The organism is Bradyrhizobium genomosp. I (2014) (assembly GCF_000261685.1).
Lineage (GTDB): Bacteria > Pseudomonadota > Alphaproteobacteria > Rhizobiales > Xanthobacteraceae > Bradyrhizobium.
Window position 1 is genome coordinate 1 of record NZ_AJQE01000147.1, and the last position, 5,222, is coordinate 5,222.

The following is a 5,222-nucleotide window of genomic DNA, read 5'->3' on the forward strand; positions in this document are numbered from 1 at the left end:
GTCACGGGACAGGCGACCTATGCCGCGGACAATCACCCGCCCGGCATGCTGTTTGCGGTCATCGCCGTCTCCAGCATCGCGCGCGGCCGTGTGGTCTCGCTTGATGTCTCCGCCGCCAAGCGGCATCCCGGCGTCGTGGATGTCATGACGCCCGATCACAAGCCGCCGCTCGCGATCGATCCGGAGATCAAAACCAATCCGTTCGTGTTCCGGATGGAGGCGTTGCAGAGCAACGAAGTGCGCTACGCCAACCAGCCGATCGCGGTCGTGATCGCCGAGACGCTCGAGGCAGCGACGGAAGGTGCCGCGTTGCTGGCGCCGCGCTACGAGACGCTGCCTCCGCTCGTGGGCCTCGATGCCGGCGAGAGCTTCGTGCCCCCCGTCGTCGGCGTCGGCAATCCCGCGGAGCATCACCACGGCGATGTCGAGGCCGGCCTTGCCGCGGCGGAGAAGCGGATCGATGCGACTTACGAAACACCGCCGCAATATCACAACGCCATGGAGCCGCATGCGGTCGTCGCGCACTGGGAGGGAGACAAGCTGTTCGTGGACATGCCGACCCAGGGCCTGAAGCTATCGCTGGCGCGCGTCGCCGAATTGTTCGGCATTGCGCATGACAAGATCCACATCCGCAGCCCCTTTCTTGGTGGCGGCTTCGGTTCGAAGGGGCTGATGGGCGGGCCGCCGGTTCTCGGCATCATGGCGGCCAAGCTCGTCGGCAAGCCGGTCAAGCTGGTGCTGCGCCGAGAGCAGATGTACGGCCCGGTCGGCCATCGTGCACCGACGCGGCAGCGGTTGCGCATCGGAACCGACGGCGAGGGGCGTCTGACTGCGCTCGATCACCATGCAAGGACCGTGTCGAGCACGTTCGACGATTTTTACGAGCCCGCCGCCGACGCCTCGCACACGCTCTATGCCGCACCCGCGATCCGCACCTCGCACGATGCCGTGCGGGTCAATACCGGCACGCCGCTGTTCATGCGCGCGCCCGGCGAGGCGACGGGCTCGATCGCGCTCGAGAGTGCGATCGACGAGATGGCCTGGGCTTGCGGCATGGATCCGCTCGCCTTCCGCCTCAAGAACTACGCCGAGGTCGAGCCGATGACGGGAAGACCGTTCTCCTCCAAGGCGCTGCGTGCCTGCTACGAGCAGGGCGCGACGCGGTTCGGCTGGGCGAAGCGTTCGCTCCGGCCGCGACAAATGCGCGATGATGCCGGCCTTCTGGTCGGCTGGGGCATGGGCACGGCGACTTTCCCTGCGCTGATGTTCCAGGCGGAGGCCCGGGCGGCGATCCGCCGCGAAGGCTCCGGCGTGATGGAGATCGGCGCGCACGACATGGGGCAGGGCGCCTGGACGGCGCTCGCCCAGATCGCTGCCGACGGTCTCGGCCTCGATGTCGAGCGCGTCGAATTCAAGGCGGGGACGTCGGACCTGCCGGATGCCGGCATTGCCGGTGGCTCGGCGCACACGGCGACCGCGGGTGCAGCGATCCACAACGCCGGCGCGGCCGTGATTGCGAAACTCGCCGATCTCGCCACCCGCGACGAGCGCTCGCCGCTGTTTGGTGCTGGCAACGCCGGGGTGATCGCGCGCGATGGCAGATTGATCCGGCGCGACGACGAGAGCCGCGGCGAGAGCTACGCGGAGATCCTCGCGCGCGCAGGCCTCGCCGAGGTCGAGGCCCGCGGCACCGGTGCGGCGAACCCTGCTGCGATGGAGGAATATGCCATGCACGCCCACGGCGCGGTGTTCGCGGAAGTGAAGGTCGATCCCGATCTCGGCCAGGTCCGCGTCACCCGCATGGTCGGCGCCTTCGCGGCCGGGCGGATCGTCAATCCGCGCATGGTGCAGAGCCAGCTGTTCGGAGGCATGATCTGGGGCATGTCGTTCGCGCTGCACGAGGAGGCCGTCACCGACCGGCGCAGCGGACGGATCATGAACGCCAATCTCGGCGAGTACCATATCCCGGTGAATGCCGACGTGCCGCCGCTCGACGTGATCACGGTCGAGGAGCACGACCCGCACGTCAATGCGCTCGGCATCAAGGGCGTCGGCGAGATCGGCATCACCGGCAGCGCCGGCGCGGTCGCGAACGCCGTATGGCATGCGACGGGCGTGCGCGTCCGCCGCTTTCCGATCCGGATCGAGGAGTTGCTGGCGCAGCGTTGAAGCCGTGGGCGGGGCGAGACTTCGCTCCGCCTTGGCCTATCAGTTTATCATCCTGCGGAGAGCTTTGATCTGCTCTCTCTGCGCGTCGATGTATTTTCTGATGGCGGCGCGCAGCTCTTGCGATTGGAGCTTGTCGGTGTCGCGCTGGACTTCCTCGAGCGCGGCTTCTGCATAGGCGAGAGCGGTCTTCATCTGCGAGCCCTGTTACGAAGCGGCCCCGGAGTGCCCAAGGAATTCTCAAGTGTCCGGGGCCATAACCTCAGCACCTTTGCGCGAGGCTGCTCGGCTACGGCTTCCAACGTATAGAGCTTTGGCTCGCACAAATTGAGATGGCTCAAGCTCCGTAAGAAACCGGTGGTCCCGTAAGATCCCGGATGCGCGTCAGAACGTCGGCGGCGTGCAGGCCGAGATCACTTCGCACGGCTTGCCGCCGACGCAGCGGAAGCGATGCGGGCGGCGGCTCTCGAAATAATAGGCATCGCCGGGATTGAGGATGCGGCGCTCGTCCTCGACGGTGACTTCGAGCTTGCCCGAGATCACGATGCCGCCTTCCTCGCCGTCATGCACGAGGTGCACGCGGCCGGTGTCGCTGCCGGGCTCGTAACGCTCCTTCAGGATCTGCAGGCTGCGGCCGAACAGATTATCGCCGATCTGGCGGTAAGAGATCGGCTTCTTGCCGACCTCGGTCAGCTCCTCGGCGCGATAGAAGATCTTGCGCCTGGACTCCGGCTCCAGCGCGAAGAACTCGGCGAGCCCCATCGGGATGCCGTCGAGGATGCGCTTGAGCGCGCCGACCGACGGGTTCATCTGGTTGGATTCGATCAGCGAGATCGTCGAATTGGTGACCCCGGCGCGCTTGGCGAGCTCGCGCTGCGACAGCTTGTGGCGCGCCCGGATGAATCGCAGCCGTCCACCGATGTCGACGCTCATGGCCCAGATCCCTGTTGCAGGTGTTGCGGATCGCGCAAATATGGACCGGCAGCCCCAGCCAAATCAATGGGTTGCGGCTGAGCAGAAAAGGACTTGTTGCGCTTTCCAAGCCGTGGCTCTGCTAGGATATCAGCAAAGGAGCGCGGCCGTGACCCTTCATCAGATTCCGAACACTATCAAGACCGACTCGTTCTGGATGCCGTTCACGGCCAACCGGCAGTTCAAGAAGGCGCCCCGCCTGTTCTCCTCGGCCGAGGGCATGCACTACACCACGGTCGACGGCCGCAAGGTGATCGACGGCTCCGCCGGCCTGTGGTGCGTCAATGCCGGCCACGGCCGCAAGCAGATCGCCGCCGCGGTCGAGCGCCAGCTCATGACGCTGGACTTCGCGCCGTCGTTCCAGATGGGGCACCCGCTGGCGTTCGATTTCGCCGAGCGGCTTGCCGAAATCGCGCCGAAGGGCCTCGACCGCGTCTTCTTCACCAACTCCGGCTCCGAGTCGGTCGACACTGCGCTGAAGATCGCGCTCGCCTATCACCGTGCGACCGGCCAGGCGAGCCGCACCCGCCTGATCGGCCGCGAGCGCGGCTATCACGGCGTCGGCTTCGGCGGCACCTCGGTCGGCGGCATGGTCGCCAACCGACGCGCCTTCACCACCCTGCTGCCGGGCGTCGATCACATCCGCCACACCCACGACCTCACCCGCAATGCCTTCGCCAAGGACCAGCCCGAGCATGGCGCCGAGCTTGCCGACGATCTCGAGCGTCTCGTCGGCCTGCACGGCGCCGACACGATCGCCGCCGTCATCGTCGAGCCGGTGCCCGGCTCGACCGCGGTGCTGCCGCCGCCGAAGGGCTATCTGCAGCGCCTGCGCGAGATCTGCGACAAGCACGGCATCCTCCTGATCTTCGACGAGGTCATCACCGGCTTTGGCCGCCTCGGCACGCCGTTCGCCGCCAACTTCTTCGGCGTCACGCCGGACCTGATGACGACGGCCAAGGGCATCACCAACGGCACCATTCCCTGCGGCGCGGTGTTCGCGAGCAGGAAGGTGCACGACGGCCTGATGGTCGGTCCGGAGAGCCAGATGGAGCTGTTCCACGGCTACACCTACTCTGCGCATCCGACCGCCTGCGCCGCCGGCATCGCGACGCTCGACATCTACAAGGACGAGGGCCTGCTCACGCGGGGTGCGTCGATCGCCGAATATTGGCGCGATGCCCTGCATTCGCTGAAGGGCCTGCCGAACGTGGTCGACATCCGCAATTGCGGCCTGATGGGTGCGGTCGAGCTGGCGCCGCGTGACGGTGTCGCCGGCGCGCGGGGCTATGACGTGATGGTCGACTGCTTCAACACCGGCCTCTACTTGCGCATGAGCGGCGACAGCTTCGCGATGTCGCCTCCGCTCATCGTCGAGAAGAGTCACATCGACCAGATGGTTTCGATCCTCGGCGACGCCATCAAGAAGGTGGCCTGATAATTGCTCTCGCCGTTGCGAGTTGTATCCTTGCAGCGGCGAGCGTGATGCCGCGGGAGTTTGACGAAGCGTGAAAGTTCTGATCCTCGGCAGCGGTGTCATCGGTGTCACCTCTGCCTACTACCTCGCACGTGCCGGCCATGACGTGACGGTCGTCGATCGTCAGCCGGAGCCGGCACTGGAGACCTCTTTCGCCAATGCCGGCGAGGTGTCGCCCGGCTATTCGTCGCCCTGGGCTGGCCCCGGTGTGCCGGTGAAGGCGGTCAAGTGGCTGTTGATGAAGCACGGCCCGCTGGTGATCCGGCCGAAGCTCGATCCTGTCATGTGGGTCTGGCTGCTCAAGATGCTGCGCAACTGCACCAGCGCGCGCTACGCGGTGAACAAGAGCCGGATGATCCCGATCGCGGAATACAGCCGCGACTGTCTGCGCGATCTGCGTCGCGACATCGGCATCCAGTACGACGAGCGGTCGCAAGGCACGCTGCAGCTCTTTCGGCACCAGGCCCAGCTCGACGGCACCGGCGACGACATCGCCGTGCTCAAGCAGTATGGCGTGCCCTTCGAGGTGCTGAGCCGCGAGGGCTGCATCGCGGTCGAGCCGGCGCTATCAGGCGTGAAGGAGAAATTCGTCGGCGGGCTTCGTCTG

General features: G+C 66.3%; 5 protein-coding genes. 3 read left to right on the forward strand and 2 right to left on the reverse strand.

Annotated elements, in window-relative coordinates; genetic code table 11:
- The coding region (locus IC50_RS14370; RefSeq protein ID WP_035705408.1) for a xanthine dehydrogenase family protein molybdopterin-binding subunit at window positions 1-2,169 on the forward strand (2,169 nt) is incomplete at its 5' end.
- A 39-nt stretch (window positions 2,170-2,208) separates the two neighbouring features.
- Here IC50_RS14370 and IC50_RS42465 read toward each other — a convergent pair.
- Together IC50_RS42465 and IC50_RS14375 are read right to left on the reverse strand one after the other, a co-directional pair.
- Window positions 2,209-2,361 (reverse strand): hypothetical protein, encoded by a 153-nt coding sequence (locus tag IC50_RS42465; protein WP_193374122.1) that lies wholly within the window; start codon window positions 2,359-2,361, stop codon window positions 2,209-2,211.
- A gap of 189 nt (window positions 2,362-2,550) precedes the next feature.
- Window positions 2,551-3,099: a cupin domain-containing protein gene (locus IC50_RS14375; protein ID WP_008561958.1), complete on the reverse strand. Its 549-nt coding sequence runs from the start codon at window positions 3,097-3,099 to the stop codon at window positions 2,551-2,553.
- Between the two features lie 148 nt (window positions 3,100-3,247).
- Between IC50_RS14375 and IC50_RS14380 the strand changes: the two genes are divergently transcribed.
- Complete coding sequence (locus IC50_RS14380) at window positions 3,248-4,576, forward strand: aspartate aminotransferase family protein (protein ID WP_035705411.1); 1,329 nt, start codon at window positions 3,248-3,250, stop codon at window positions 4,574-4,576.
- A 70-nt stretch (window positions 4,577-4,646) separates the two neighbouring features.
- On the forward strand, window positions 4,647-5,222 hold a 576-nt coding region (locus tag IC50_RS14385; protein ID WP_035705414.1), incomplete at its 3' end, for an FAD-dependent oxidoreductase.